The organism is Pseudomonas sp. RL_105y_Pfl2_101 (assembly GCF_963970585.1).
Taxonomy (GTDB): domain Bacteria; phylum Pseudomonadota; class Gammaproteobacteria; order Pseudomonadales; family Pseudomonadaceae; genus Aquipseudomonas.
The window spans coordinates 92,960-117,630 of record NZ_CAXAPG010000016.1; the positions used below are offsets into that span (position 1 = coordinate 92,960).

The window sequence follows — 24,671 nt, forward strand, 5'->3', positions numbered from 1 at the left end:
AAGGACTTTCGAGACCAGAATGCGCCGAGCGGTCACAGTGTGAATATTGACGCCAAAGTGGTGGCGTTTTAGAGGGAATCCACCAAACAGAGCGAGCGCTTGTGGGAGCAAAGCTTGCTCGCGATGGGGTGGTCACATGCAACACTTCTGTTGACTGGACAAACGCTATCGCGAGCAAGCTTTGCTCCCACAGGCTGTTCTCCCACACGCTCGCTCCCACAGGGGGTCTTGCTGCGGTCAGGAAAGCCTCAAGCCGGCTTGGCCTCCGTCAATGCCTGCTGTGCCAGTTCCTTTTCCGCTTCCTTGATGTCGTCTTCGCTGATCATCTCCGCGATCACCCGCAGCCGTTCCACCACGCGGGCGTTGACGCTGCCCTCCGGGAATTCACCGTTTTCATCCGGCTCGCCAGCAGGCTCGCCCACCAACAGGCTCAGGGCTTCGTCGGCCTGACGCACGGCATAAACGTGGAATTGCCCGGCGCGCACGGCGGCCAGTACTTTCTCATCGAGCATCAGGGTCGCGACGTTGGCCTGGGGAATGATCGCCCCCTGCTCACCGGTCAACCCGCGGGCTTCGCAGAGGCGGAAGAAGCCTTCGATCTTTTCATTGACCCCGCCCACCGCCTGCACTTCGCCGAACTGGTTGATCGAACCGGTGATGGCGAAGCACTGCTTCAGCGGCGTCTTCGACAAAGCTGAAATCAGCGTGCAAGCCTCGCCCAGGGACGCGCTGTCGCCGTCCACGTAACCGTAAGACTGCTCCAGTGCGATGCTGGCCGAGATCGCCAGCGGGAATTCCTGGGCATAACGGCTACCCAGGTAACCGGTAAGGATCATCACACCCTTGGAGTGGATCGGCTGGCCAAGGTTGACCTCCCGCTCGATGTCGACAATGCCGCTGCCGCCCGGGTACACCGTGGCGGAAATCCGCGCCGGCACACCAAACGCAGAGTCGCCGACCTCAAGCACTGTCAGCCCGTTGCATTTGCCCACAGCCGCGCCAGCGGTGTCGATCAGGATGATCCCGGCCAGCATGTCGTCGAGGATCCGTGCCGAGACGCGCCCGGTGCGGGTGGCCTTGGCCTTGAGGGCACGTTCGATGTGGCCGGCGTCAGTCATCTCGTCACCGGCCAGTTGGCGAATGAAATCCGCCTCGCTGACCAGTTGGAACAGGTCCCCGATGCGCGCCGACAAGCGTCCCTGGTGTTCGGCCAGGCGCGCACTGTAGGTCGCCAGGCGCGCCACCGCATCGGCAGTCAGCGGCGCCATGCCCTCTTCCGAAGTGCGGGTCTTGAGCAACTGGGCAAACTGCTCCAGGCTCTCGTCGCCCATCGGGATGTCTTCGTCGAAATCCACCAGCACGCGAAACATTTCCTGGAAGTCCGGGTCCAGGTCCTGCAAGGCGTAGTAGAGCTGGCGAGCGCCAATGATCACGACCTTGACCTGCAACGGGATGTGCTGTGGCGTCAGGGTCACCGTGGCCAGCCGGCCCAGCTCACCCAGCGGCGACTCCATCTTCAGCTTGCGCGATTGCAGGGCGCGCTTGAGCGCATCCCACACAAACGGTTCGCTGAGCATTTTTTCCGCTTCCAGAATCAGGAAACCGCCGTTGGCCCGGTGCAAGGCGCCCGGGCGCAACTGCCGGTACGTGGTGTAGAGCGCACCCTGGTCGGTGCTGTATTCGATCCGACCGAACAGGTTGTCGTAGGTCGGGTGCGGCTCGAACACCACTGGCGCACCACCGCTGAACGGATGCCCGACCACCAGGCTCGGCGCGTACTGCTCCTCCAGCAGTTTGCGGGCGATGGCGTCGGTCTTGCTGTCGTCCACCAATTGCTCGACCACGGTCTTGAGCAGATAGACCTGCATGGCCTGCAAGTAGCCGCAGACCGCAGCGTTCTCCGCGTACGTTTCCGACAGCGGTGCCAGCAACGGTTGCAGGGCCAGGGTGATGGTTTCTTCGTTGAGGTGGCGCAATTGGTTGCTGGACTCGCGCTTCCATTGCGGCAAGCTGGCGAGTTCTTCGTTCAAGCGCTCTTCCAGGCCCGAGATGTCCTCATGGAAACGCTCGCGCTCGGCTTCCGGCAACTGGGCGAATTCCGCTTCATCCAGGGCCTTGCCTTCGCTCATTGGCGTGAAGGCGATGTTGCTGCTGTCACGGTACAGCGCGACATCCTTCTCCAGCGCCAGGCGTTCGATCACATCCAGGGCCCGGTCGTAGCGCTGGTTGAAGGCGCGGTCAATGGCGCTTTTCTTCTGCTGGTAGGACGGGTGCTCGAACACCGCCGGGAAAGTCGCCAGCAGGTTGTCGATCAGGCCGTTGATGTCGGCGATGAAAGCACCGGCCGTGCCCGACGGCAGTTCCAGGGCACGGGGTTCGCGGGGCTCATCGAAATTGTTGACGTAGACCCAGTCCGCCGGGGTCTGCAGGCGCTTGCCTTCGGCCTTGAGGTAGCGTTTGACAAACGAAAACCGGCCAGTGCCGGGCTCGCCCATGACGAATACGTTGTAACCGGGGCGCGGCATGGCCACGCCGAACTGCAAGGCTTCGACCGCACGTTCCTGGCCAAGCACACCGCGGAAGGGCTCCAGATCATTGGTGGTAGAGAAGCTGAACTGTTCAGCGGAAAACGGACGGGTCAGCGCTTCGGGCGCTAGACGCAAGCTGGCAGCAACAGGATCAGGCATCGGGCTTCCTTACATCAGGCGGGGCAGATAGCGGCATTCTGGCGCCGCCTGTACCTGACTGGCAAGGAGCGCCTCAGCCCAAAGCATAGTCAACGGGAAAACCTCGGGCGGGGCCCGGTAGGCAGGTGATCCCCCGTAATGTTTTTGCAAAATGCCACGGAACCCCAGGATCGTGCCTAAACTCCAAACTGCGCGGCTGGAACAATAACCGGCCCACTGGCTGCTGTAGGGCCAAACCCTGTCCATCGGTATGCACATAAAGAGAACATAGCTATGAAACGGATTCTTCTCGGTACTCTCTTCACCGCTGTATCCATCAACGCCATGGCTCAGGCGCCAGGCGGTCCGGATTGCGGCTGGGGCAACATGCTGTTCGAAGGTCAGCGTGGCACTCCGGCACACTTCCTCGCATCCACCACCAACGGCACTTCCGGTAACGCTACCTTCGGCATGACATCCGGCACCAACGGTTGCTCGACCAATGCGGCACTGACCTATGGTGGCAAGTCCTGGCTGGCCATGAATGGCATGATGAACGAGCTGTCCGAGGACATGGCCAAAGGTCAAGGCGAAGCGCTGACCACCTATGCCGTGGTACTGGGCGTAGCGCCGGAAGACCGCGCACATTTCTCTGCCGTCACCCACGAGCACTTCCAACAGATCTTCAGCAAAGCTGACGTGACCGCCGAAGACGTGCATACCAACACTCTGGCCGTGCTGAAAAGCGATCCTCGCCTGGCCAAATACGCCACTCAAGCTTAAGCTCGACACCACTCGCTCCTCTCGGGGAGCGGGTTTTCTTTTTGGGGCCCCTTCGGTCTTTATTTTTCGCCTTTCCAAGTAGCCGACTATGCTCAAACGTCTTGCCTGGCTGGCGCTCTGTGTGTGCGCCCCGCTGTCCGCCGCGCCTCATGTCGACCCTCAACGTTTGCAGCAACTGGCCAATGACCGCTTCTGGATTTCCCTGGGCCACTACGAAACCGCCAAGCTCGGCGGTTGGCGTAGCTATATCAACGACAAGAAGTTTTTCCTCGCGCCCGATGGCAACGAACATCCCGACCGTGAACTGACCGCCACGCTAAAAGCCCTGTACGGCCCGGCCAGCGCCGGCCAGCAGCATGCCCAGTGCGTGTACCCGGCGCGAACGCGCTGGCTCAAGGCCCAGCTCAACCTGACGGACCTGCCGACCGTCAACTGCAACGAGTTCACTCAGTGGTTCAAGGACGTCTCGCCCCACAGCGCGGTGTTGATTTTCCCCGCTGCGTACCTGAACAGCCCGTCCTCGATGTTCGGCCACACCCTGCTACGCATCGACCAGGCCGATGTACAAAGCGACAAGACCGCCCTGCTCAGCTATGCGATCAATTTCGGCGCCTACATCGAAGGCTCGGACAACAGCATTCTCTATGCCTGGAAGGGCCTGATGGGCGGCTATCCTGGCCTGTTCGCGCTGGTGCCGTACCAGGAAAAACTCTCCGAGTATCGTAGCCTGGAGAACCGCGACCTGTGGGAATACCGCCTGAACCTGAGCCAGGCGGAAACAGAACGCATGGTCGAGCACGTCTGGGAACTCAAGCAGATTCAGTTCGACTATTTTTTCTTCGACGAAAATTGTTCTTATCGCCTGCTCGAATTGCTGCAAGTGGCCCGGCCCAGTCTGCGCCTGACCGAACAATTCCCGCTGACGGCAATTCCCACCGACACCGTCAAGGCAGTAAAAGCAGCTGGCCTGGTGGAAAGCATCCAGTATCGACCGTCCCGTGAACGGGAACTGCTCAGCCGCGCCGAACCGCTCAGCGATGACGAACAGCAATGGGTACTGAACGTCAGCGCCGACCAGCAGCAACTGCAAGCCCCCGGTTTCAAGGTGTTGCCGCGCGAACGCCAGGCGCTGATCATCGATGCGGCCTATCGCCTGGAGCGCTATCGCGCCAACGGCCAGGAACGCGATCCACAACGCGCCCAGCGTAGTTTCGAACTGTTGCGGGCGATCAACCAGAACCCCGCGCCGGAACTCGATATCCCGCAACCAGGCCTGCCCGAGGACGGTCACCCATCGCGCACCTGGCAGGTCGGCCTCGGCACGCGGGGCGGTCGGGCGTTCGGCGAGTATGGCTTGCGCATGGCCTATCACGACCTCAACGACAACGCCGAAAGTTTCCCGTTGGGGGCACAGATCGAAATCCTGCAATTGAAACTGCGCCAGTACGAAGGCAATGACTGGCAGGTGCAACAACTGGACCTGGCGACCATTCGCTCCCTGACCCCACGCAACGAGCTGCTGCAACCGCTGTCCTGGCAGGTCACCGGCGGCCTGGAGCGGGTGCCAGGCAAGCACGACGATGAAACCCTGGTCAGCCACATCAACGGCGGCGCCGGCGGCACCTGGGCGCTGGGGGAAGAGCTGCTGGGCTTTGCCCTGGGCACGGTGCGGGTCGAGCACAACAACGACTTCGCCCAATTCATCGCCCCGGCCGCCGGCTTCAATAGCGGTGTGCTGTGGAAAAACCCACTGGGCAACCTGAGCCTGGAAGCCAAGGGTGATTATTTCGTCAACGGCGAAGTGCGTCGCAGCCTGAGCCTCAATCAGCAATGGGAATTGTCCCGCAACCTGGGCCTGCGCCTGAGTGCCCAGCGGGAGTTCAGCCAATTGGCCTCGCCGGAGAACGAGGTGATGCTCGAGGTGAAGTGGTACCACTATTGAATCTGAGCGAGAGAACGGGGAAACGAAGCACCACCTCAAGTCGAATCAGGCGAGGGTCCGGGCTCATTTCGAAGTCAGCCAAAATCAAGTAGATTGGCTTGGATAAACCTTTAGTCGGAATTGAATGCTGCGATGCTTGATTATCTGCACATGAAAAACGTGGGGCCTGCTCCTGAGCTCGAAGTTAACTGGGCGCCACGAATCAATCTGATTACGGGCGACAATGGCCTGGGGAAAAGCTTTTTGCTGGACTTGGCCTGGTGGGCGTTGACGCGCACTTGGGCCAATACGCCAGCGCTTCCCGTAAACCCCGGCAAGTCGTCAATTGAATACGTTGTAAAAGGTAAATCCGGCGTCGCTCAGCCTGTCGTATCGACCTATAAACGCGAAGACAGCTCCTGGCCCTTGAAACAAAGCCGTCCCACCATGCCCGGCATCGTGGTTTACGTACGCATCGACGGCGGCTTTTCCGTATGGGATCCGGCCCGCAATTACTGGCGCTCCGATAAGGATCGGCCCGCCGCGTATCACTTCTCCGCCGACGCTGTGTGGGATGGCCTCGATGTCAACGGGCAAAGAGTCTGTGAAGGGTTGGAGCGTGACTGGGTCAACTGGCAAAACGGCCGCAAACCCCAATTCAAAGCGCTGGAAAACGCCTTGCGCGACCTCTCCCCCGCCACTGAACCGCTATGCGTCGGAGCGCCCAGACGCGTCTACCTGGGTGAGGGTCGAGAACGACCGACACTCACCATCGGCAATCAGAACGTGCCTGTCACGCTGGCCTCGGCAGGCGTAAGACGAATATTGGGCCTGGCTTACTTTCTTGTGTGGGCCTGGTATGAACACCAGGCAGCTGCCGAGCTGCTCGACAAAAAACCCGAGCGTCGGTTTGTCATCCTGTTCGACGAGCCCGAGACTCATTTACATCCAAGGTGGCAACGCACGCTGATGCCCAGCCTCTTGCAAGCTATCAAGACCTTGCGCGGGAGCCACGGCGCCGCGCCCCCCCAACTCCTGGTTGCTACGCACTCGCCGCTTGTCGCCGCCTCCCTTGAGCCGGTATTCGATGAAGAGCAGGACGATCAGATTCAATTGTCGATCCAGGACCATAAAGTCACGCTGACACAAGGCCACTGGGCGGCCCAGGGTGACGCCAGCAGTTGGTTGGTCTCTGACACGTTTGGACTGGAACAGGCGCGCTCCCTGGAGGCAGAAAAAGCCATCGAGGCGGCCGAAGCGTTCATGCGTGGCGAGAAGCAACTACCTGAAGGACTCAAGACCCGTGCGTCCATCCACAGGGCGCTACAAAAACTGCTTCCTGCCCACGATGAGTTCTGGCCACGCTGGCTGATCGAGAGCGGCCTCCTGAAGTTCAATGGCGAGGGTAATCAATGATCCCGGTGACCCGACCAAAGGAACCCGTCGATTTTGATAAAAATGTCAGGACACCCGGAACACAATGGCTCAAGGATAATCCGGGCGCTCCTCGTCCCTCACCGCTCTGGAACAAATGCTCGCAAGCACTGGCCGATCATTACGCCAACCTATGTGCCTATGCGGCCATGCTTGACCCTACTGGCGGAACGGTCGACCACTACCTCAGTTACAAAAATCATCCGGGACTGACCTATGAGTGGAACAATTACCGCTTCGCCTCCAGCACTCTGAATTCGAGCAAGAAGACGGCTGATGACACGGTGCTTGACCCTTATGAGGTCGGTAAAGACTGGTTCGAAATCATCTTGCCATCACTTCAAATGCGCACCACAGATGCGATTCCTCCGGCTTACCGTGAAAAAGCCGAGTACACGCTCAAGCGACTTAAATTGCGCGACGGTGAGCGCGTCATTCGCTGGCGCCAGAGTTGGTACAACATGTACAAACAAAACAAGCTGACCCTCGAAGGACTCCGTGAAGTTGCGCCGTTGATTGCGGATGCCGTCGAAAAAGCGGCCCTATGAAGACAGGCTCATTGGCCTACAACAACAGACTTTTTTGATCGTTTTTTCACCACTCGCCAACAACTTCACCTCTAGACTCTCCTTGTAAGGCCGCCAATGCGGTAGGGAGACAGGCATGTGGCGCGCGGTAACGATATTGAGTGTGATGTTGCTGGTCAGCGGCTGTGAAACCACCCACGAAGACCTGATCGCCCGGGGTTATCCACCGGCGTTCGCCGACGGCTACGACGACGGTTGCAGCAGTGGCCGGCAAGCGGCCGGGGTGATCACCGGCCAATTCAGGAAAGACGTGCCGCGTTACCTCAAGGACCCTCGCTATGCCGAGGGCTGGAGCGATGGTTTGCGCCAGTGCCAGGCCATGCGCGAGAGCGAAGAGCGCAATGCCTATCGCGAGCGCCATTGGGACGAACGCGAACGGGCCTGGCAGCAACAGAAAGACCAGGACGCCGCCCGGGCTTATCGTTCGCCGTAAGTCGCGTGCAGACATCCGTCGAAACTAAAACCCTGCGACCATCAAACTCCAATAGAGGAGCAAATGCCATGAGTCGCGCCTTCGTCAACGAAGACAACGCCGCAGCCCAGGCCGACCAGCCGGTCGAACGCCAAGTCAGTGCGCAACCCAATTACGTCACGCCCACCGGGCTTACCCAGCTACAGGCCCGGGTCGCCGAGTTGCAGGCGTTGCATGGCCAGCAGGCGACAAGAGGGGAGCTGGCGGACAAGCAACGGATCGCCGACCTTGAACGGGATCTGCGCTATTTCACGCAGCGCCTGCAAAGCGCCCAGGTTGTTGCACCGACTTCGTCCGATCAAGTGCGGATCGGACACTGGGTGACCTTTGTCGATGAGCATGATCATGAGCAGCGGGTGCAATTGGTCGGGGAAGACCAGGCCGATGCGGCCAATGGGCTGATCAACTGGGGCTCGCCGCTGGGGCGGGCGTTGCTGGGGGCCAAGCCAGGGGATGAGGTGACTTGGGAGCGGCCAGCCGGGAATCTCATCATTGAAGTCATTGCTATCGGCCTTGAGTGATCCTGGACGACAGAGTTTTGTCGGTGCGGTGACAAGAACGCGCACCAGCTCCGTCGAACTGCAACTAGAGAACACTGACTTACACACCTGCAGCAACATGTAACCGCAACATAAAGTTATAACGACAAATTTGTGTTAAACCAACAGCGTGCTACTGTTTTCCCGCACTTCAACCCGTGCACAACAAAAAAGGGAAACACATAATGAGCGAACGAATATTGGCAATGCCTGGTGACTTCGACAGCGACCTAAAGTCCTACCAACAGGTGAACAACCTCGGTATCGAATCAGCGGCGCTGACCATTATCAAATGCGGCACCATAGAGTGCACCGCGATTTTTTGTTAAACCCTGTAATAACCTGCAGCGCAGGTATTTGATACCTCCTAATCCCCCTAAACAACTTCATTACATCCTACAGCTCGGGGGCTTTCCGGCACCCGATTGACCGCTGGTCACTGTATTAGATTGTATAACCTGATGAGGAACTACCTATGAGCGAAAAAATCCTGAACATGTCCGGTGACTTCGATTTCGAGTTCAACGCCTATCAAGCGCCCGCCAACACTGGCGAGATCCTGGCAACGACGATGGAATGCAACACCTTCGGAACCTGCACCAACATTGGGTGTTCGACACTTGGGTGTTAATAACGCCTGACTGACCATCGAAACTTGCAACAAACGTTAATATAGAGCAGGCAGCGCCTGCTCTATCCATGTCAGGAGCTACGGCATGCTTGTCAATGCTTTAAAGTTGAATCAGCGAGGGAAGTACGGATTTTCTTCCGAAGGTTGCGTTGCCCTTTTTGAAAACAACCTGAACCGTCTACATACTGATGATCAGGCCTTGCTGGATCACTTTGGAGTGGGCAGGGAACAACTGTTTTCTCATATCAATGCCCCCGCCAACAACGAGCACCTGCCTGTCGACGGTGAAACCGTCCTGAACACCCTGAAGGGAAAGCTTGCTCGGCTTGACAGTATTAATATACATACAACAACAAGCTCGAGCGACAAAGATAATTTCTATTGGTTTAGCTATCGTTTTTTTCTTTATTTCATCGATACTTTCCAAGCGGACGGGCGCTATCCCCATGCGTCAACACACATTAACGAGCACGCTTTTTTTACAAGCCTGGAAGCCTATGTCCTGGCTCGGGTTGGCCGCACGTCAGAACAAAGCCTGGTCCATTATTTGAACACGCGAATCGCCCGCGGCGATGACATTGACTTGAGCACGTTCCATGAACAGCTGCGCACATTGCCGCTGCTGAAGTTCTTCGAAGCCTACCCGGTGCTGGCGACGTTGTTGTTTGATCTGCTGGAAGACACCCTCAACTATCTTTATGCGGTCATTCTCGACTTCGCTGCCGATATCGAGTCGCTGGAAGCTGAGTTTTCTGTTCCGTCTCGACAAATCGACGCTATTGAACTCGGCCTGGGGGACCCCCACGGCCGTGGTGAAACGGTCTGTCAGGTTAAAATCTGCGCGATTTCATTGGTCTACAAACCGAGGGCAAGCCGAGAGGCGCTTTTCTTCAACCGCCTTCTCGGCCAACTGCATGAATGGACAGAAGCGGATTGTTTTTCCATCCGCGCACCAAGGATTCTCAGCCGTGAGCGGCGTAGCTGGGTGGAAAAAATCGACAACGTGCCCTGCGACAACGCAGCGGACGTTGAACTGTTCTATAAGAAAATGGGCGCGCAGATAGCTGTCATTCATGCATTGAACGGCATCGACTTTCACTACGAGAATATTATTGCGTGCGGCAGCAGTCCGGTCATGATTGACCTTGAGTGCTTATTCACCGCTTCCACCAGCGACCTGCTGAGCGACCTGCCCGCTGACAGTGCATTGTCCAACAGCTTTAAATCGGTCCAGCAGTCAGTATGCTCCAGCGGCTTTCTCCCCTTTTCACAGCACCCCAATAACGACCAGAGCGGGCTGAGTCGGCAAGAGCTATTCATCGCCACCCGCCATTCGCTGGTTTTCGAGGATGGCTTTTATCATTTGCGTAAAACCTCATTCGAGCATCAGCTGATACAAAAACACCTGCCGCTTTTGCAGGGTGAGCGCAAGGGACTGGAAGCCTATAAAACCGAACTGTTCCAAGGTTTTGAATATGCCTATAAGGAATTGATGCTTCATCGATACAAGATCATGCGGATGCTGGAACAATCCGCAGGTGAACTGACCACCCGCGTATTGCTCAAAAATTCTCAGCGCTATGCCGATTTTATCGGGTTGATCCGTCATCCACGCTTTACACAAAACATGCTCGACAGAGAACTTCTGCTCGCAACCCTGTGGAAAGACCTGAAAGAACCCTATCGGAAAATGGGCATTCCCCGCTATGAAATAGCCGACCTGCAGAGATCCAGCATTCCGTGTTTCACCCTGCCTCTGAGCGCCAACCATTTTACGAGCGCACAGGGTGAAACAATAGAGATGGCAACCGTGGAGCCACCGATAAAAAGCTGTCTACAAAAGATCGCCAACCTGTCCCGAAAAGACTGGGCTTTACAACGCACATTGCTCGAAATCTGTTTGTTTCCAGAGCCGCTTGGACATCCGTCATCCCGTGTCGCGCAGGTGCCTGGGGACGTAAAAAAGACGCTCAAGGCGGACCGACTCAACGCCATCTCGAGCATCACTTCCCGCCTTGAGGCACTCGCGGTAGTGGGAACAACAACGGACGTAAGCTGGTTGTATTTTCATACGCATCCCACGACGCGCAGAAAATACCCGTCGCCCATGGATCACGGGCTTTACTCCGGTATCGCCGGGATTGGGTTGTTTTACCTGAGCCTGTTTAAAGTGAGTGGTCAACCCGTCTTTCTGTCGCGCCTGGATCAAGTCCTGTACTCACTGGAACAACGCTTCGGCTTTTTCAAAACCGATTTGACGGTCAGTGCTTATCACGGCCTGGGGGCTTACATTTATCTGCTCATCAATCGTCGCCAGGTCACGGGAGATGCCTGGCACGATGAAAAAATTGCTGATCTGTTGGCCCAACTGATCGAAGTGCCTCCTGAAAATTATGAGTTCGACTTCCTGGGAGGTTGTTGTGGAACGGTGACGCTGCTGGCCAATATCCATGCGTTGTCTACACAGCAGGATGTGCTGCCGGCCATTCGACGCATGGTCGACTACATCAAGGATCAAATCCTGATTGAAGACGGCCAACTGCTACGACGCAGCGATCGCTCCGTCATTTTGACGGGCCTGTCCCATGGACTCTCCGGCGTCATCCATGCATTGTGCAAAGCCTATGACGTGACCGGCGACCCGGCTTTGGTGCCCTTGGCCATCCAGGTGCTTGAGGGTGAAAACCGCTTGAGTCGGGATGGTTTCTGGCTGGACCTGCGAAACCTCGGGCCGGTGGACCATACGTCCAAATGGTGCCACGGTGACGGAGGTATCCTCATCGCCAGGCGACAGCTCATGGAGTCAATGGGGGATGCCCTGAACGAAGCGACCCGGCAGACAGTGCTCGACGATATACGACGATGCGAGAACAATCTCTGGGCGCATGGGTTTGGCGAGGGCTATAACCTTTGTCATGGTGATTTCGGCAATCTGATCTGTCTGTATGACTTGTATCGGCATTCAGATAATCCTGAAGGCATGGGCAGAGTCAGAGAGGCACTTGACGAAGTCGCCCGGCAGTTTTTCGAAGGGCCTTATCTCGATAGCGACCGGGTGCCCGATGTCAGTCTGCTGACGGGAATTACAGGCGCAGGCTACGCATTGCTGTATGAGATCGACCCGACGATCCCCAACGTTCTCTCGCTCGATTTCGCGGTGCTCGGGTAGCCCTGCCAATTAAGCTCTAACAATGGATTTGCTTACATAAAAAAACGGAGCCTTTCGAAGGCTCCGTTTTTTATGCAACCGACCGAATCAGGCCAATTTCTTGTGCCGTACGCGATGCGGCTGGGCAGCAGCTTCGCCGAGGCGTTTCTTGCGATCGGCTTCGTACTCGGTGTAGTTGCCTTCGAAGAACACCGCTTGCGAGTCGTCTTCGTATGCCAGGATGTGGGTCGCCACGCGGTCGAGGAACCACCGATCGTGGGAGATCACAATGGCGGCGCCCGGGAAGTCCAGCAATGCCTCTTCCAGGGAACGCAGGGTTTCGACGTCGAGGTCGTTGGACGGTTCATCGAGCAGCAGGACGTTGCCGCCCTCCTTCAAGGTCAACGCCAGGTGCAAGCGACCGCGCTCACCACCGGACAAGTCCTTGACGAACTTCTGCTGGTCGCCGCCCTTGAAGTTGAAGCGACCCACATACGTGCGCGACGGGATTTCATAGTTGCCGATGCGGATCTGGTCGGAACCGTCGGAGATCTGCTGGAACACGGTCTTGCTGCCTTCCAGGTCTTCGCGGCTCTGGTCGACGCAGGCCAGTTGCACGGTCTCACCGATTTCGATGCTGCCCGAATCCGGCGTTTCCTTGCCCATCAGCATGCGGAACAGCGTGGATTTACCCGCGCCGTTACCCCCGATCACACCCACGATGGCGCCTTTAGGCATGGCGAACGACAGGTTGTCGATCAGCACGCGGTCGCCATAACCCTTGGTGACGTTCTTGAACTCGATGACCTTGTCACCCAGGCGCGGACCGGCCGGGATGTAGATCTCGTTAGTTTCGCTGCGCTTCTGGAATTCCTGGGATTGCATTTCCTCGAAGCGTTGCAGGCGAGCCTTGGATTTGGACTGGCGGGCCTTGGCGCCTTTGCGCACCCATTCCAGTTCTTCCTTCATGGCTTTTTCATGGGCCGACTGCTGCTTGGATTCCTGGGCCAGACGATCGGACTTGGCTTCCAGCCAGCCCGAATAGTTGCCCTCGTACGGAATGCCTGCGCCGCGGTCGAGTTCCAGGATCCAGCCGGCGACGTTGTCCAGGAAGTAACGGTCGTGCGTGATCGCAACCACAGTGCCTGGGAAGTCGTGCAGGAAGTGCTCGAGCCAGGCGACGGAATCGGCGTCCAGGTGGTTGGTCGGTTCGTCGAGCAGCAGCATGTCCGGGGCCGACAGCAGCAGGCGGCACAGGGCCACGCGACGCTTCTCACCACCGGACAGGTGTTCGACCTTCGCGTCCCAGGCCGGCAGGCGCAGCGCATCGGCGGCGACTTCCAGCTGGCGGTCCAGGTTGTGGCCGTCGCTGGCCTGCAGGATCGCTTCGAGCTTGGCCTGTTCGGCGGCCAGCTTGTCGAAGTCGGCATCCGGATCGGCGTAGGCGGCATAGACTTCATCGAGGCGCGCCTGGGCGTCCTTGATCACGCTGACCGCTTCCTCGACCACTTCACGGACGGTCTTGCTCGGGTCCAGCTGCGGCTCCTGGGGCAGGTAGCCGATGTTCAGGTCCGGCATCGGGCGGGCTTCGCCGTCGAATTCGTTATCGACACCGGCCATGATCTTCAGCAGCGTGGATTTACCCGAACCGTTGAGGCCCAGTACGCCGATCTTGGCGCCGGGGAAGAAGGACAGTGAAATATTTTTCAGGATTTCCCGCTTCGGCGGAACAACTTTGCTCAGCCGATGCATGGTGAAGACGTATTGAGCCATGGTGAACCTAGCGTCAGTGACAAGTGAAAAGAACGAGCCAGGCCATGCGCGGCACCGGCACTTGACGGTCATCAATGCCTGCGCGTGGATAGAGCCTGGGAATCTGGAGCTGGAACGCTCTTGTTTGACCGGCAAAGCTACCTCAACCGTCGGTCAAGGTCTAGCCGCCAGGGACTGGCACTTCGCCACAAGTCAAGGCATGCTAGCCGCCCTTCGGGCGTCCGGCTTATAGTGCACGTCGCGCCAGTCCAGCAAACTGCAGGATTACAGCTTGTCCAACGTCACTCCGCCCCTGCCCCCTCGCGCACCCGCTGTCGTGCCCGGCTCGCCCCTGCGCGGGACATTGAAGAGTGCGCTGGCCACGCTGGTGTTGCTGTTGCTCGGCTTGCTGTTCTGGCAATTGCTCGACCAACTGCACGAAACCCAACAGCAACAGCGCCAATACACCATCGACTACACCGCCGATCTCGCCGCGCAGGTCAGCCTGAACATGGCCCTGAACGCGCAAATCGCCCTCAACCTGCTACCGATCGTCGAACAACCTCAAACGGCCGACGAACAGCAAGCCCTGGTTCGCAAGCTCCAGCAATCGCTCCCCGAATTGCGCAGCCTGGCCCTGCTGAGCCCCTCCGGCCGAGTGCTCAGTGACAGCGACGCCGACAGCCACGACGCCGATTACCTGGGCGAACTGGTGCGGCGCAGCCGGGCCCAGGCCCATTATTTCAGCAATGCCGAAGACGGCTCCGTCGTGCATCTATTGTTGCACCAGGCCAGCGGTAGCAGCCGTGGCTACTGGGCCCTGCGACTGAACCCGAACTTTTTCGCCACCCTGACCAAGCAGACCGATATGGGGCTGCGCCCGCTGTGGCTGGTGGAAAACCGTCTCAACCAGCAGATCATCAGCCGCGACGAAAGCCTGCCCTCGAGCAGCCCTACCCATCTATCCCCGGATGACCTGAAAAACACCGTACTGACAGTGCCCCTGAGCAGCAGCGACTGGCAACTGCGTGGGCTGTTCGACCGTCGCCAGGTGATCGAACAACTGCTACCGGCCTTCATCGGCAAATGCCTGCTGGGCCTGGCATTTTCGTTGTTACCGGTGATTGCGCTCTTGAACATGCGCCGACGTCAGCGCCAGTTGCATGAAGGTCGGCGGCGCTACCAGGATATTTTCGAAGGCACTGGCGTGGCCCTGTGCGTGCTCGACCTGTCGGGGCTCAAGGCCTTTTTTGAGCGGGTCGGCCTGCACACTGGTGATCAATTGCGCGCCTGGACAAAAACCTCCCATCAACTCGAGCAATTGCGCCAGGAAGTCCGCGTTACCGAAGTCAACCAGATGGCGTTGAAACTGCTCAACGTCGACTCCTGCGATCAGGCCTGGCAACTGCTGGTCGGCAAGGGGGCACAGGACAACAACCCCGTTGGCTCGACGCTGCTCGAAGCGCTGCTCGATCAACACAAGCAACTGGAACTGGAAATCAAGCTCCAGGACGCCCATGGCCGCGACCAGCACCTGTGGCTGGTGCTGCGTCTGCCGGAAAAACAGCAAGACCATAACGCGGTCATTCTGAGCATCAGCGACATCACCAGCCGCAAGCTGATCGAGCTCTCGTTGCTCGAACGCGAGGGGTTCTGGTCCGACGTGGTGCGCACCGTGCCGGATCATCTCTATGTGCAGGACGTCATTAGCCAGCGGATGATCTTCAGCAACCACCACCTGGGCCAGACCCTGGGGTACGACCGCACCGAACTGCACCAGATGGGCGAATACTTCTGGGAAATTCTGCTGCACAGCGACGATGCCGATCACTACCACAGCCTGCGCCAGGCACAACGGCGGGGCGGGTACACGCAATTGTTGCAATGCCAACTACGCTTTCGCCATCGCAATGGCAAATGGCGCTGCTTCGACATCCGCGAACAGGCCCTGGCCCGAGACCGGGACAACCAGGTGACACGAATCATCGGCGTGGCCAAGGACGTCACCGAGCAGATCGAGGCCAGCGAATCGCTGCGTGACAGCGAGCAACGCTACCGAATGCTCGCCGAAAGCATCAGCGACGTGATTTTCTCCACCGACAACACGCTTTCGCTCAACTACGTCAGCCCGTCGGTGCAAGCCGTGCTGGGCTATACCGCCGACTGGATCTTCCAGAACGGCTGGCAATCGATCATCGCCAATCCGCAACAACTGACCGGCATCTACAACCTGATGGACCGGGTCAGCAAGGCCCTCGACAAGCCCGAACAACTGGCCGAGCTGCGCAACCAGATGCAGACCCAGTTGTTCCTGTTCGACTGCCTGCGTGCCGACGGGCGCAAGATTCCCATCGAGCTGCGGCTGGTACTGGTGTGGGATGAACGCGGCGCGTTCGAAGGCGTGCTCGGCGTCGGTCGCGACATCAGCCAGCAGCGTCGCGCCGAAAAAGACCTGCGCATGGCCGCGACGGTCTTCGAGCACTCGACCTCGGCGATCCTGATCACCGACCCGGCCGGCTACATTGTCCAGGCCAACGAAGCCTTCAGTCGCGTCAGCGGTTATGCCGTGTCGCAAGTGCTGGACCAGTTGCCCAACATGCTGACCGTGGACGAACAGCAGGAAGCCCACTTGCGCTACGTGCTCAAGCAGTTGCAACAGTACAGCACCTGGGAAGGCGAAGTCTGGCTCAAGCGCCGCAATGGCGAACATTACCCGGCCTGGGTCGGCATCACGGCCGTGCTGGATGACGAAGGCGACCTGGCCAGCTATGTATGCTTCTTTAGCGACATCAGCGAGCGCAAGGCCAGCGAGCAGCGCATTCATCGCCTGGCCTATTACGACGCCCTGACTCACCTGCCCAACCGCACGCTGTTCCAGGATCGCCTGCACACCGCGCTGCAATCGGCCGACCGGCAGAAGACCTGGGTCGTGCTGATGTTCCTCGACCTGGACCGCTTCAAGCCGATCAACGACTCCCTGGGGCATGCCGCCGGCGACCGGATGCTCAAGGAAATGGCCACGCGCCTGCTCGGCTGCGTCGCCGACGACGACACCGTGGCACGCATGGGTGGCGATGAATTCACCCTGCTGCTGCAACCGCGCGCCAACCGCGAAATGGCGCTGAACCGGGCCATCAACGTTGCCGAGCAGATCCTCGCCAGCCTGGTCCGGCCATTCGTGCTCGAGGGCCGGGAATTCTTCGTCACCGCCAGTATCGGTATCGCCCTGAGCCCCCAGGACGGCAACGAGCTGAGCCAGTTGATGAAGAACGCCGACACGGCCATGTATCACGCCAAGGAGCGCGGCAAAAACAACTTCCAGTTCTATCAGGCCGACATGAACGCCAGCGCCCTGGAGCGCCTGGAGCTGGAAAGCGACCTGCGCCACGCCCTGGAACAGAACGAGTTCGTGCTGTATTACCAGCCGCAGTTCAGCGGTGATGGCAAGCGCTTGACCGGTGCCGAGGCCCTGCTGCGCTGGCGCCATCCGCGACGCGGCTTGGTGCCGCCAGGGGACTTCATCCCGGTGCTCGAAGAACTCGGCCTGGTGGTGGACGTCGGCGACTGGGTCATCACCGAAGCCTGTCGGCAGCTCAGGACCTGGCACTTGGCCAAGGTCCGGGTGCCGAAGGTCTCGGTCAACATTTCGGCCCGGCAGTTCTCCGACGGCCAGTTGGGCACGCGCATCGCCAATATCCTGCGCAGCACCGGCCTGCCCCCAGCCTGCCTGGAGCTGGAACTGACGGAAAGTATCCTGATGCGCGAAGTCAGCGAGGCGATGCAGATCCTGGCCGGGCTGAAAAACCTGGGCCTGAGCATTGCCGTCGATGACTTCGGCACCGGCTATTCATCGCTCAACTACCTCAAGCAATTCCCCATCGACGTGCTCAAGATCGACCGCTCCTTCGTCGACGGCCTGCCGTCCGGCGAGCAAGATGCGCAGATCGCCCGGGCGATCATCGCCATGGCCCATAGCCTCAACCTGGCGGTCATCGCCGAAGGTGTCGAGACCCACGAGCAACTGGACTTTTTGCGCGAACACGGCTGCGACGAAGTCCAGGGCTACCTGTTCGGCCGCCCGATGCCGGCCACCCGGTTTGAAGCGCAGTTCAGCAATGATGCGTTGTTCATGCTCGACTGAAGCCTTGTACTATCTGGGTCGGCCTCTCGCGGGCTTCTGTGGGAGCAAGGCTTGCCCGCGATGAGGCCAGTACAGGCAACGCCCCTCTTGCTTGAAACCCATTCGTCCGCGACATGACGCCCTTTCATATGCCTTCCAAAACCGGTTGATGTAGAATGCTCCCCTTTTCTGCCCCCGATCCTTGAGGACCGCCATGTTCAGCCGTGATTTGACTATTGCCAAGTACGACGCCGATCTCTTTGCCGCCATGGAGCAAGAAGCTCAGCGCCAGGAAGAGCATATTGAGCTGATCGCTTCGGAAAACTACACCAGCCCAGCGGTGATGGAAGCTCAAGGCTCGGTACTGACCAACAAGTACGCCGAAGGCTACCCGGGCAAGCGTTACTACGGTGGTTGCGAGTACGTCGACGTGGTCGAGCAACTGGCCATCGACCGCGCCAAGCAACTGTTCGGTGCCGACTATGCCAACGTCCAGCCGCACGCAGGTTCCCAAGCCAACTCCGCCGTGTACCTGGCGCTGCTGTCGGCCGGTGACACCATCCTGGGCATGAGCCTGGCCCACGGCGGTCACCTGACCCACGGCGCCAGCGTTTCCTCCTCCGGCAAGCTGTACAACGCCGTCCAGTACGGCATCGACGGCAACGGCCTGATCGACTACGACGAAGTCGAGCGCCTGGCCCTCGAGCACAAGCCGAAAATGATCGTGGCCGGTTTCTCCGCCTATTCCCAGGTCCTCGACTTCCCGCGTTTCCGCGAGATCGCCGACAAGGTCGGTGCCTACCTGTTCGTCGACATGGCCCACGTTGCCGGCCTGGTCGCCGCTGGCGTCTACCCGAACCCGGTGCCATTCGCCGACGTGGTCACCACCACCACCCACAAGACCCTGCGCGGTCCACGTGGCGGCCTGATCCTGGCGCGCGCCAATGCCGACATCGAGAAAAAGCTGAACTCCGCCGTCTTCCCGGGCGCCCAGGGTGGCCCGCTGGAGCACGTGATCGCAGCCAAGGCGATCTGCTTCAAGGAAGCCCTGCAACCTGAGTTCAAGGCTTACCAGCAACAAGTGGTGAAGAATGCCAAGGCCATGGCCGGCGTGTTCATCGAACGCGGCTTCGACGTGGTGTCCGGCGGTACTGAAAATCACCTGTTCCTGCTCTCGCTGATCAAGCAAGAGATTTCCGGCAAAGACGCCGACGCGGCGCTGGGCAAGGCGTTCATCACCGTCAACAAGAACTCGGTGCCAAACGACCCACGCTCTCCGTTCGTCACCTCGGGCCTGCGCTTCGGCACCCCGGCCGTGACCACTCGCGGCTTCAAGGAAGCCGAGTGCAAGGAACTGGCTGGCTGGATCTGCGACATCCTGGCGGACCTGAACAACGAAGCGGTCATCGACGCCGTACGTGAGAAGGTCAAGGCTATCTGCAAGAAGCTGCCGGTCTACGGCGCTTAATTCGCCCGCTAGAACGCAGTTAAATAAGGTCCGCATCGAAAGATGCGGGCCTTTTTTTATTGGCGCGATAAACATACGATCAAACAACTAATACCACCCTGCCTTTAACGTCCTGCAATACAGACAGCCCCACAAACGACTAATAACTCAATAAGATCCAGCTCGTTCCACTTTAACTTTACCAATCAACTCAGGAGTCAATATTCACATGGACAGTGAACATTCCTTTCATGCAACCCTTGATATGTTCAGCGCTCACGTCAATCTACTGGAAAGGCTGCACGGCAAACCCGCGTTGGCGACCGTCAGCGCTTTCAGCGGTGGTTTTTTTACCGGCAAACCCCAGACCCAAGATCACTCACACCTGCTTGGCATGCGCGCCGAAGAGCCTAGAACACGCGGCGAGCCCTTGCGACTGCATTTCCGGCACACGGAGGGTGGCTACCTCCTGACCATAAAAAACACCGGCGAGCACTACAACAAATTGCTCAGTAAAAGCTGGTTTGAAGTACTTGGTGCAAAGGATGCAGATACAAAAAAACCGACGTTTTTTACCCTTATCGACTTTCAACAGAATGTCATTACGCCGAAAAACATCAAGTCCGGCCACACACTCATTTCGCTCATGACCGCCAATAAAAAACATGTAGGGGGATTAAGGTTGCGAGGTTCGCCTTATCTCTATCTTGCCGAGACGAAAGAACAGTCAAAAGCGACGTTCATTCTGAGCATCCCTTAAAAAAGAACGCGTAGAACACTCTTACACTTGGCGAGGGAACTGGGTTGCCCTGTAGGAGCTGCCGAAGGCTGCGATCCTTTGATCTTGATCTTGATCTTGATCTTTCGCTCGCGACTTAATTGTCTGGGACAAGATCGCAGCCTCGTTACACTCGACAGCTCCTACGCAGCGCCTACCGGCCCAGCGGGAGCGCGCTTTCGCCACAATCTGGTGTGATCTCCTCACTATTGGCTCAGGCATCTGGCGGCAAATTTTTTTCAGCCGAGAAAAGGCTCAAGCACAAGCCTTTCACCTCAACTGGTCAGACCGGTAAAGCCAAATCATCACAATCAAGCTTGCATCCCCGTAAAAACAGCACCTAGACTGCGCCTGCACTGGACAAACCGGTAAGACCACAATAATGAAGTCCCGACGCCAGCCCTCCCTGGCGAACAAGGACACCGAACCAGGAATCCCTCCCATGCTCAAATGGTGCTCGCGGTCGATCTTCCTTCAAGTTGTCCTCGGACTGGTGCTCGGCATCGTCTGCGGGCTTACCCTTCCCGAATACTCAGCACAGCTCAAACCCCTCGGCGACGGCTTCATCAAGCTGATCAAGATGCTCATCGGCCTGATCGTGTTCTGCGTGGTGGTCAGCGGTATCTCCGGCGCCGGTGATCTCAAGAAGGTCGGGCGCATCGGCCTCAAGTCGGTCATCTACTTCGAAATACTCACCTCCATCGCCCTGGTCATCGGCTTGGTCCTTGCTTTCAGTACAGGCATTGGCAGCGGCGCGAATATCCACCTGGAGCAGCTCTCCAGCGCGGACGTGAACGATATCGCCCAACGCGGCCAGCACATGGTCACCACCACCCAGTTCCTGATGAACCTGATCCCGACCTCGGTGATTGGAGCGTTCGCGGAAAACAACATCCTGCAGGTGTTGCTGTTTGCCGTGCTGTTTGGCAGCGCGCTGAATCTCGTCGGTGATGCCGCTTGCGGTATCTCACGCCTGATCAACGAACTCAGCCACGTGATCTTCCGCATCATGGGCATGATCGTGCGCCTGGCCCCGATCGGCGTCTTCGGGGCCATTGCCTTCACCACCAGCAAATATGGCCTGGAGTCGCTACAGCACCTGGGCAGCCTCGTCGGTCTGTTCTACCTGACCTGCATCGCTTTTGTCGCGGTGATCCTGGGTGTGGTGATGCGCGTGTCGGGCCTGCCGATGCTGCCGTTCCTCAAATACCTGCGCGAAGAGCTGTTGATCGTGCTCGGCACCGCGTCGTCCGATGCCGTGCTGCCACAGATCATGCGCAAGCTTGAACACCTGGGGATCGGCAGCTCCACCGTGGGCCTAGTCATTCCAACCGGCTACTCGTTCAACCTGGATGGTTTCTCGATCTACTTGACCCTGGCCATTGTTTTCATCGCCAACGCGACCGGCACGCCCCTGGCCATGAGCGATCTGTTGACCATCCTGCTGGTCTCGCTGATCACCTCCAAGGGCGCCCATGGCATTCCCGGCTCGGCGCTGGTGATCCTGGCGGCTACGCTGACCGCGATCCCGGCGATCCCGGTGGTCGGCCTGGTACTGGTGTTGGCCGTGGACTGGTTCATGGGCATCGGTCGCGCCCTGACCAACCTGATTGGCAACTGCGTGGCCACCGTGGCGATTGCCCGCTGGGAAAAAGACATCGACATCCCTCGGGCGCGCAAGGTGCTGTCCGGCCAACAAGGCTATACCTTCCAACCCAGGAAACCGGTGGGCAGTGCCCATCACCAGCAATTCTGAAAGACGTCGATGCCGGCCCGCGGGCCGGCATCGCCTGATTGATTTCCAAGGAGTTACATGTGATCAGCTCATCGACCGTCGTCAATTCCGTGGTGGAGAAACTCCGCGCCGCCCTCGCCCGGGGCCAGTGGCGCTCGGGCGACATGCTGCCCGGCCAGCGCGAGCTGGCCGAGCAACTGGGCATCAGCCGACCCAGCCTGCGTGAAGCGGTGATTGTGCTGGAGACCCTCGGCCTGGTGCGCTCGATGCCCGGCAAAGGCGTCGTGGTGCTGGAGGCCAATCTCAACGATAACGCCAGTGAAGGCAGCGCCATGGCCGGCGCGAGCCTGGAAGACCTGCTGCAGCTGCGCTACACCCTGGAACCGTTCATCGTTGGCCTTGTGGCCCAGTCCATCAGCAGCCAGGAGGTCGGCCAGTTGCGCCTGACCCTCATGGACATGCGCGAAGCCCTGGAGGCCAACGACAGCGATGCCTGCGCCAACGCCTACATCGCCTTCCATGAAGAATTGTTTGCCCTGACGTCCAACCCGATCTTCCAGAACGTGGTCCAGCAGACCAGCAACGCCCTCAAGCAAAGCGCCGATGTGTTGCGCAATTCGCCCGAGCACCTGGCCGAACGCCTGGAAGAAAACGAAGCCGTGGTCCGTGCCATCCGGGGCAAGAACAGCGCCCAGGCCAGCACCGAAATGCGTCGGCACATTCTCCGGGAAGGCCAGCGCATGGGCATCGAATTGAACATTCCGGACGACAACCTCGGCACCTGAGCCATTGCCTGCGGAGACCGCCATGAACAACCTCATGCCCCATCACCCCCAGCACAACCGTAGCGTGCTCGCCACCCTGCCCGGCCGGGTCGGCAAACCGTCAGTGGACGATATCTACCCGCGGATCTTCGACGCCATCCTCGAACAACGCATTGCCCCGGCCAGCCGCTTCACCGAGGAAAGCCTGGGGGATGTGTTCGGCGTCAGTCGCAGCATCATTCGTCGCGTCCTGGCGCGCCTGTCCCACCAGCAAGTGGTAATCCTGCGGCCCAACCACCGGCCACAAGTCGCCGCGCCAGACCTGGAGCAGACCCGGCAGATCCTCCACGCTCGCCGCCTGGCTGAACAGACCCTGGTGCGCCTGGCCTGCAAGGCACCGCGGCCCAAGGACTTGCAACACCTGCGCGATCTGGTGGAGCACGAACGCCAGTGCCTGGATCGTGGTGAGCGTGGCCCGGCGATACGCCTGTCCGGCGAATTTCACCTGCAATTGGCGGCCATGGCCGGCAACGCGCCGTTGACGCAATTTCTCGGCAGCCTGGTGCCGTTGACCTCGTTGGCCCTGGCGCGACACGAGATCAAGTCCCGCCGGCACTGCGCCTGGCAGGAACACCTGGCAATCGTCGACGCCGTGCAAGGCCGCAACATCGATGAAGCGGTGCGGCTGATGGACGAGCACCTGGACCATCTGGAGCAAAAACTGCTGCTGGCCGCAGGCGCGGGACCGTCAAAGTAACGCGGCTTCGAAGCCGGCGCGGATCTTCTCTTCGGGCAGTTCGTCGGCGATGAACACGATCACGCTTTCCCGTGCTTCGTCGCAGGCCCATTCGGTGTCCCAATCGAAACCGTACAACTTGAGCACGCCCTGAAACACCAACCGACGGGGTTCGCCCGCGATGTTCAGCACGCCTTTGTAGCGCAGCAATTGCTTGCCGTGCTCTTCCAGCAACTGGTTCATGAACTCGCTGAGCTTGTCGATATCCAGCGCCTTGTCGGTGCGCAGCACCAGGCTGCTGATCCGATCGCCTGGGGTGGCCTTGCCGACCGGGCGCAGGCTGAACCCCGCGCCCAGGTCCGCATTGAGATTGAAGCCGCGGATGTCGAGCAGTTCAGCCAGGTCAATCTTGCCGTGCTCTACCACCCTGATGGGTGCCCGCCGGTTGATGCGCGTCAGGCGCTCGCCAAGGGCCTGGACCTGGGCCGCGTCCACCAGGTCAGTCTTGCTCAGGAGCAGGCGGTCGGCAAACCCGACCTGGGCCTGGGCGATGGCCTGGGTCAGGTGGACATCGGCATGAGCAGCGTCCACCAGCGTAAGAATGCCGTCGAGGATATAGCGCTCGCGCAGGTCCTCGTCGATGAAAAAAGTCTGCGCCACCGGGGCCGGGTCGGCCAGGCCGGTGCACTCGATCACCAGGCGATCAAAGGCGATCTCGCCGCTGTCCAGCCGCTCGAGCAACAGATACAGGGCCTTGGTCAGGTCGGTGTGGATGGTGCAGCACACACAACCGTTGGCCAGGGTCATGACTTGCACCGGCTCGTCGCCCAGCAGTTGGGTGTCGATGCCGGCATCGCTGAATTCGTTCTCGATGACGGCGATTTTCAGGCCGTGCTCGGCCTTGAGCAGATGGCGCAACAACGTAGTCTTGCCAGCGCCAAGGAAGCCGCTGAGGATGGTGACCGGGATGGGAGAGGACAAACTGAATCTCCTTGACGCCTGAAAGGAAAGCGGTTTTGTGGGGTTTGAGGCTACCTCAACTCAACAGCACTTGGGCCCACCCTTGCCACCGTAACGAGCCTCCTGGCGTTCGCGAAAGAACGCCTCGTAGTCCATCAGCGGTTTGTCCGGGTGCTTGGTTTGCATGTGCTCGACGTA

19 protein-coding genes are annotated in these 24,671 nt (G+C 59.1%); 15 read left to right on the forward strand and 4 right to left on the reverse strand.

Annotated elements, in window-relative coordinates; all coding sequences use genetic code 11:
* Positions 1–248: 248 nt before the first annotated feature.
* On the reverse strand, positions 249–2,687 hold the full coding sequence (locus tag AACY31_RS17935) for a Lon protease family protein (RefSeq protein WP_339481699.1): 2,439 nt from the start codon (positions 2,685–2,687) through the stop codon (positions 249–251).
* Positions 2,688–2,960: 273 nt separating this feature from the next.
* Between AACY31_RS17935 and AACY31_RS17940 the strand changes: the two genes are divergently transcribed.
* From AACY31_RS17940 to lanM, 9 genes are all read left to right on the forward strand, one after another.
* On the forward strand, positions 2,961–3,449 hold the full coding sequence (locus AACY31_RS17940) for a DUF3015 domain-containing protein (protein WP_003185616.1): 489 nt from the start codon (positions 2,961–2,963) through the stop codon (positions 3,447–3,449).
* Positions 3,450–3,537: 88 nt separating this feature from the next.
* Entirely contained in the window at positions 3,538–5,391 is a 1,854-nt protein-coding gene (locus AACY31_RS17945) for an Lnb N-terminal periplasmic domain-containing protein (RefSeq protein WP_339481700.1), read from the forward strand.
* A 132-nt stretch (positions 5,392–5,523) separates the two neighbouring features.
* Positions 5,524–6,786, forward strand: a complete 1,263-nt coding sequence (locus AACY31_RS17950) for an AAA family ATPase (protein ID WP_339481701.1) — start codon at positions 5,524–5,526, stop codon at positions 6,784–6,786.
* On the forward strand, positions 6,783–7,352 hold the full coding sequence (locus AACY31_RS17955; RefSeq protein ID WP_339492094.1) for a hypothetical protein: 570 nt from the start codon (positions 6,783–6,785) through the stop codon (positions 7,350–7,352). Before AACY31_RS17950 ends, AACY31_RS17955 begins: the two co-directional genes overlap by 4 nt.
* Before the next feature lie 115 nt (positions 7,353–7,467).
* Positions 7,468–7,824 (forward strand): hypothetical protein, encoded by a 357-nt coding sequence (locus tag AACY31_RS17960; protein ID WP_339481704.1) that lies wholly within the window; start codon positions 7,468–7,470, stop codon positions 7,822–7,824.
* Between the two features lie 68 nt (positions 7,825–7,892).
* Positions 7,893–8,384: a GreA/GreB family elongation factor gene (locus AACY31_RS17965; RefSeq protein ID WP_339481705.1), complete on the forward strand. Its 492-nt coding sequence runs from the start codon at positions 7,893–7,895 to the stop codon at positions 8,382–8,384.
* A gap of 203 nt (positions 8,385–8,587) precedes the next feature.
* Entirely contained in the window at positions 8,588–8,731 is a 144-nt protein-coding gene (locus tag AACY31_RS17970) for a hypothetical protein (protein WP_339481706.1), read from the forward strand.
* Positions 8,732–8,877: 146 nt separating this feature from the next.
* Positions 8,878–9,033: a hypothetical protein gene (locus tag AACY31_RS17975; protein ID WP_339481708.1), complete on the forward strand. Its 156-nt coding sequence runs from the start codon at positions 8,878–8,880 to the stop codon at positions 9,031–9,033.
* Positions 9,034–9,118: 85 nt separating this feature from the next.
* A complete protein-coding gene (gene lanM, locus AACY31_RS17980) occupies positions 9,119–12,202 on the forward strand; it encodes a type 2 lanthipeptide synthetase LanM (protein ID WP_339481709.1) in 3,084 nt (1,027 codons plus the stop codon).
* Positions 12,203–12,289: 87 nt separating this feature from the next.
* Here lanM and ettA read toward each other — a convergent pair whose 3' ends face one another.
* Entirely contained in the window at positions 12,290–13,954 is a 1,665-nt protein-coding gene (gene ettA, locus AACY31_RS17985) for an energy-dependent translational throttle protein EttA (protein ID WP_339481710.1), read from the reverse strand.
* Between the two features lie 271 nt (positions 13,955–14,225).
* Between ettA and AACY31_RS17990 the strand changes: the two genes are divergently transcribed.
* The 6 genes from AACY31_RS17990 (at position 14,226) to AACY31_RS18015 (ending at position 23,534) form a co-directional block, all read left to right on the forward strand.
* On the forward strand, positions 14,226–18,074 hold the full coding sequence (locus AACY31_RS17990) for a sensor domain-containing protein (protein WP_339481712.1): 3,849 nt from the start codon (positions 14,226–14,228) through the stop codon (positions 18,072–18,074).
* A gap of 193 nt (positions 18,075–18,267) precedes the next feature.
* Positions 18,268–19,521 (forward strand): serine hydroxymethyltransferase, encoded by a 1,254-nt coding sequence (gene glyA, locus AACY31_RS17995; RefSeq protein WP_072347783.1) that lies wholly within the window; start codon positions 18,268–18,270, stop codon positions 19,519–19,521.
* A 208-nt stretch (positions 19,522–19,729) separates the two neighbouring features.
* On the forward strand, positions 19,730–20,260 hold the full coding sequence (locus AACY31_RS18000; RefSeq protein WP_339481713.1) for a hypothetical protein: 531 nt from the start codon (positions 19,730–19,732) through the stop codon (positions 20,258–20,260).
* A 460-nt stretch (positions 20,261–20,720) separates the two neighbouring features.
* Complete coding sequence (locus AACY31_RS18005; RefSeq protein ID WP_339481714.1) at positions 20,721–22,034, forward strand: C4-dicarboxylate transporter DctA; 1,314 nt, start codon at positions 20,721–20,723, stop codon at positions 22,032–22,034.
* 59 nt (positions 22,035–22,093) lie between these two features.
* Entirely contained in the window at positions 22,094–22,798 is a 705-nt protein-coding gene (locus tag AACY31_RS18010; protein ID WP_339504909.1) for a FadR/GntR family transcriptional regulator, read from the forward strand.
* A 22-nt stretch (positions 22,799–22,820) separates the two neighbouring features.
* Entirely contained in the window at positions 22,821–23,534 is a 714-nt protein-coding gene (locus AACY31_RS18015; RefSeq protein ID WP_339504911.1) for a GntR family transcriptional regulator, read from the forward strand.
* Here AACY31_RS18015 and yjiA read toward each other — a convergent pair.
* Together yjiA and AACY31_RS18025 are read right to left on the reverse strand one after the other, a co-directional pair.
* A complete protein-coding gene (gene yjiA, locus AACY31_RS18020) occupies positions 23,526–24,494 on the reverse strand; it encodes a GTPase (RefSeq protein WP_339481717.1) in 969 nt (322 codons plus the stop codon). The genes AACY31_RS18015 and yjiA overlap by 9 nt on opposite strands.
* A 60-nt stretch (positions 24,495–24,554) precedes the next feature.
* Positions 24,555–24,671, reverse strand: a 117-nt coding sequence (locus AACY31_RS18025; protein WP_339481726.1) for a YbdD/YjiX family protein, incomplete at its 5' end; no start/stop codon positions are given.

What these genes read in the sequence shown, in the direction of transcription:
- AACY31_RS18000 (WP_339481713.1), top strand. Translation starts at nt 19,730, where the DNA reads ATGGACAGTGAACATTCCTTTCATGCAACCCTTGATATGTTCAGCGCT.
- AACY31_RS17975 (WP_339481708.1), top strand. Translation starts at nt 8,878, where the DNA reads ATGAGCGAAAAAATCCTGAACATGTCCGGTGACTTCGATTTCGAGTTC.
- lanM (WP_339481709.1), top strand. Translation starts at nt 9,119, where the DNA reads ATGCTTGTCAATGCTTTAAAGTTGAATCAGCGAGGGAAGTACGGATTT.
- ettA (WP_339481710.1), bottom strand. Translation starts at nt 13,954, where the DNA reads ATGGCTCAATACGTCTTCACCATGCATCGGCTGAGCAAAGTTGTTCCG.
- AACY31_RS17960 (WP_339481704.1), top strand. Translation starts at nt 7,468, where the DNA reads ATGTGGCGCGCGGTAACGATATTGAGTGTGATGTTGCTGGTCAGCGGC.
- AACY31_RS17935 (WP_339481699.1), bottom strand. Translation starts at nt 2,687, where the DNA reads ATGCCTGATCCTGTTGCTGCCAGCTTGCGTCTAGCGCCCGAAGCGCTG.
- AACY31_RS18015 (WP_339504911.1), top strand. Translation starts at nt 22,821, where the DNA reads ATGAACAACCTCATGCCCCATCACCCCCAGCACAACCGTAGCGTGCTC.
- AACY31_RS17965 (WP_339481705.1), top strand. Translation starts at nt 7,893, where the DNA reads ATGAGTCGCGCCTTCGTCAACGAAGACAACGCCGCAGCCCAGGCCGAC.
- AACY31_RS18005 (WP_339481714.1), top strand. Translation starts at nt 20,721, where the DNA reads ATGCTCAAATGGTGCTCGCGGTCGATCTTCCTTCAAGTTGTCCTCGGA.
- AACY31_RS17945 (WP_339481700.1), top strand. Translation starts at nt 3,538, where the DNA reads ATGCTCAAACGTCTTGCCTGGCTGGCGCTCTGTGTGTGCGCCCCGCTG.
- glyA (WP_072347783.1), top strand. Translation starts at nt 18,268, where the DNA reads ATGTTCAGCCGTGATTTGACTATTGCCAAGTACGACGCCGATCTCTTT.
- AACY31_RS17955 (WP_339492094.1), top strand. Translation starts at nt 6,783, where the DNA reads ATGATCCCGGTGACCCGACCAAAGGAACCCGTCGATTTTGATAAAAAT.
- AACY31_RS17940 (WP_003185616.1), top strand. Translation starts at nt 2,961, where the DNA reads ATGAAACGGATTCTTCTCGGTACTCTCTTCACCGCTGTATCCATCAAC.
- AACY31_RS17970 (WP_339481706.1), top strand. Translation starts at nt 8,588, where the DNA reads ATGAGCGAACGAATATTGGCAATGCCTGGTGACTTCGACAGCGACCTA.
- AACY31_RS17950 (WP_339481701.1), top strand. Translation starts at nt 5,524, where the DNA reads ATGCTTGATTATCTGCACATGAAAAACGTGGGGCCTGCTCCTGAGCTC.